The following is a 3,072-nucleotide window of genomic DNA, read 5'->3' as shown; positions in this document are numbered from 1 at the left end:
CCGCCGACGACGATGCCTTCCTGCACCGCGGCCCGGGTCGCATTGAGCGCGTCGTCGACGCGGTCCTTGCGCTCCTTGACCTCGACCTCGGTCATGCCGCCGACGCGGATCACGGCGACGCCGCCTGCGAGCTTGGCCACGCGCTCCTGGAGCTTCTCGCGGTCGTAGTCGCTGGTGGTGTCCTCGATCTGCTGACGGATCTGGCTGACGCGGGCCTCGATCTCGGCCTTGTCGCCGTTGCCGTCGACGATCGTGGTCTCGTCCTTGGTGATGTTCACCTTCTTGGCCGAGCCGAGCATGTCCATCGTGACGTTCTCGAGCTTCATGCCGAGGTCTTCGGAGATGACCTGCCCGCCGGTCAGGATCGCGATGTCCTGCAGCATGGCCTTGCGGCGATCACCGAAGCCGGGCGCCTTGACGGCGGCGATCTTCAGGCCGCCGCGCAGCTTGTTGACCACGAGCGTCGCGAGCGCCTCGCCCTCGACGTCCTCGGCCACGATCAGCAGCGGCTTCTGGCTCTGGATGACCTGCTCGAGGAGCGGCACCAGCGGCTGCAGCGAGGAGAGCTTCTTCTCGTGCAGGAGGATGAGGCAGTCCTCGAGGTCGGCCACCATCTTCTCGGAGTCGGTGACGAAGTAGGGCGAGAGGTAGCCACGGTCGAACTGCATGCCCTCGACGACTTCGACGTCGGTCTCCATGCCCTTGTTCTCTTCGACGGTGATCACACCCTCGTTGCCGACCTTCTGCATGGCATCGGCGATCATCTGGCCGATGTCGCTCTCGCCGTTGGCCGAGATGGTGCCGACCTGGGCGACCTCGTCGGAGCCCTCGACCGGGCGTGCCGCCGACTTGATGTGCTCCACGACCTTGTTGCAGGCCAGATCGATGCCGCGCTTGAGGTCCATCGGATTCATGCCGGCGGCCACGGCCTTCATGCCTTCCTTGACGATGCCCTGCGCGAGCACGGTCGCGGTGGTGGTGCCGTCACCCGCCTCGTCGTTGGTGCGCGAGGCGACTTCCTTCACCATCTGCGCGCCCATGTTCTCGAACTTGTCCTCGAGCTCGATCTCCTTGGCGACGGTGACGCCGTCCTTGGTGATCCGGGGCGCGCCGAAGGACTTCTCCAGCACCACGTTGCGGCCCTTGGGGCCGAGGGTCACCTTCACCGCGTCGGCGAGGGTGTTGACGCCCTTGAGCATCTTGTCGCGGGCGTTCGTCTCGAATTTCACGTCCTTTGCAGACATGCGTGTTCTCTCCTGATGTCAGGGTTGATCCGAAGGGGTGGGCGTCGGGCCGGGATCAGGCCGCCTGCGCCGCCGAGCTGCCCTCGAGAATCCCGAGGATGTCGGTTTCCTTCATGATCAGCAGCTCTTCGCCGTCGACGGTCACCTCGGTGCCCGACCACTTGCCGAAGAGGATGTGATCGCCTTCCTTGACGTCCATCCCGATCCGGTCACCGTCGTCGTCGCGTGCACCGGCGCCCACGGCGACGACCACGCCCTCCTGGGGCTTTTCCTTGGCGCTGTCGGGGATGATCACGCCGCCTGCGGTCTTGTCGTCGCTCTCGACGCGGCGAACCAGCACACGGTCATGAAGCGGTTTGAATGCCATCCTTGAGGCTCCTTGCTCAAAGGTTGAAAATGACCCCTCGCTCCCGGGGTATTAGCACTCACTCATCACGAGTGCTAACGGGAGCGAGATACGCAAAGCCAGCCGCCCTGTCAAGATGGCGCGCGCTGCTCGGCGCGGGGCGGCCGCAGCGGCCCGGCGCGGCTGGTCCTGCCCTGCCGTCGCCCGCGGCGCACCGGCTCACGCGCCACCGCGACACGGCGCATGGTTCCGGTGCGGCCCGCCCTTCGCAGGGCGCGCCGTGGCGCGGGCCGGCCCGGACGGCAGGCGATGCGCAAGGCGCTTGCAAGCGCCTTGCGCAAGCGGTTTTCAAACCGCTTGGGCCCTACTCCTCCGGGGTCGCGCCGCCGCAGACCGGGCAGCCGGGCCGGCGCGCGACCGAGATCACGCGCGCCTCGGCATAAAGCGCATCGTACAGCATGAGCCGCCCCAACAGCGGCCGGCCGGCGGCGGTGATCACCTTCATCGCCTCGACGGCCATCATCGTGCCCACCACGCCCGGCAGCGGTCCGACGACCCCGGCCTCGGCACAGCCGGGCGCAAGGCCCGGCGCCGGGCGCTCGGGGAAGAGGCAGGCGTAACACGGCCCGCCCTCTGCCGGGTCGAAGACCGCGAGCTGCCCCTCCCACTGCGTGATCGCGCCCCAGACGAGCGGCTTGCCTGCCGCGACCGCCGCGCGGTTGACGAGCTCGCGCGTCGCGAAATTGTCGGAGCCGTCGAGGATAACGTCGTAATCCCCGAAGAGCTCCTCCGCGATCTCCGCCGTGAGGCGCCGGTTGTAGGGCCGCACGGTCACATGCGGGTTCTGCGCGACGAGCGCAGCCTTCGCCGAAAAGACCTTGGGCATCCCCATGTCGGCATCGCGGTGCACGACCTGCCGGTGCAGGTTGGCGTTCTCCACCGTGTCGTCGTCGATCACGCCGACGGTCCCGACGCCCGCCGCCGCGAGATACTGAAGCGCCGGCCCGCCAAGCCCGCCCGCGCCCACGACGAGCACCCGCGCGCCGCGCAGCGCCTTCTGCCCCGGCCCGCCGAGCTCGCGCAGCACGATGTGGCGCGCGTAGCGGTCGAGTTCCGCCTCGCTCATCGCGTCGGGGCGGGGCGCGGGGGCCTCGGCGGCCTCCTTCTCGACGGCGCGGCCCTTCAACCGCCGCACGCCGAGGCCATAGGCCGCCCCGAGCGCCCCGAAGCCGCCGATGAGCAGCCAGAGCGCGGGCGATCCCCCGGTGGCGAGGCGCAGCGGATGCCCGTCGGGCAGCGCCACCTGCACCATCAGCACGGCGATGTAGAGCAGCCCGAGGAGCAACGCCCGCGCCTGCCGGGGCTGGCCGAGAAGCCCGCCGCCGAACCAGATCAGCGCGGCCAGTCCGAGAACCAGAAGCATCAGCCGCGCCCCGTCGAGCCGAAGCCACCCGCGCCGCGCGGCGTCTCGGAAAGCGCCTC

Annotated in this window: 3 protein-coding genes; all 3 read right to left on the bottom strand. The window is 69.2% G+C overall.

Annotation, left to right across the window (positions count from 1 at the left end; translation table 11 throughout):
- The coding region (gene groL / locus ACESL7_RS14825) for a chaperonin GroEL (RefSeq protein ID WP_372894067.1) at nt 1-1,244 on the bottom strand (1,244 nt) is incomplete at its 3' end.
- A gap of 55 nt (nt 1,245-1,299) precedes the next feature.
- A complete protein-coding gene (gene groES, locus ACESL7_RS14820; protein ID WP_372894066.1) occupies nt 1,300-1,611 on the bottom strand; it encodes a co-chaperone GroES in 312 nt (103 codons plus the stop codon).
- Between the two features lie 343 nt (nt 1,612-1,954).
- Nucleotides 1,955-3,013: a HesA/MoeB/ThiF family protein gene (locus ACESL7_RS14815; protein WP_372894068.1), complete on the bottom strand. Its 1,059-nt coding sequence runs from the start codon at nt 3,011-3,013 to the stop codon at nt 1,955-1,957.
- Between the last annotated feature and the right edge of the window lie 59 nt (nt 3,014-3,072).

This window comes from Rhodosalinus sp. (assembly GCF_041685465.1).
Classification (GTDB): domain Bacteria; phylum Pseudomonadota; class Alphaproteobacteria; order Rhodobacterales; family Rhodobacteraceae; genus Rhodosalinus.
Note: the sequence above shows the minus strand (reverse complement) of the source record. Positions and strands in the feature narration are given on the sequence as shown.

Bases quoted from the DNA above. Each gene is read 5' to 3' on its own strand.
- groES (WP_372894066.1), bottom strand. From the start codon at position 1,611: ATGGCATTCAAACCGCTTCATGACCGTGTGCTGGTTCGCCGCGTCGAG.
- ACESL7_RS14815 (WP_372894068.1), bottom strand. From the start codon at position 3,013: ATGCTTCTGGTTCTCGGACTGGCCGCGCTGATCTGGTTCGGCGGCGGG.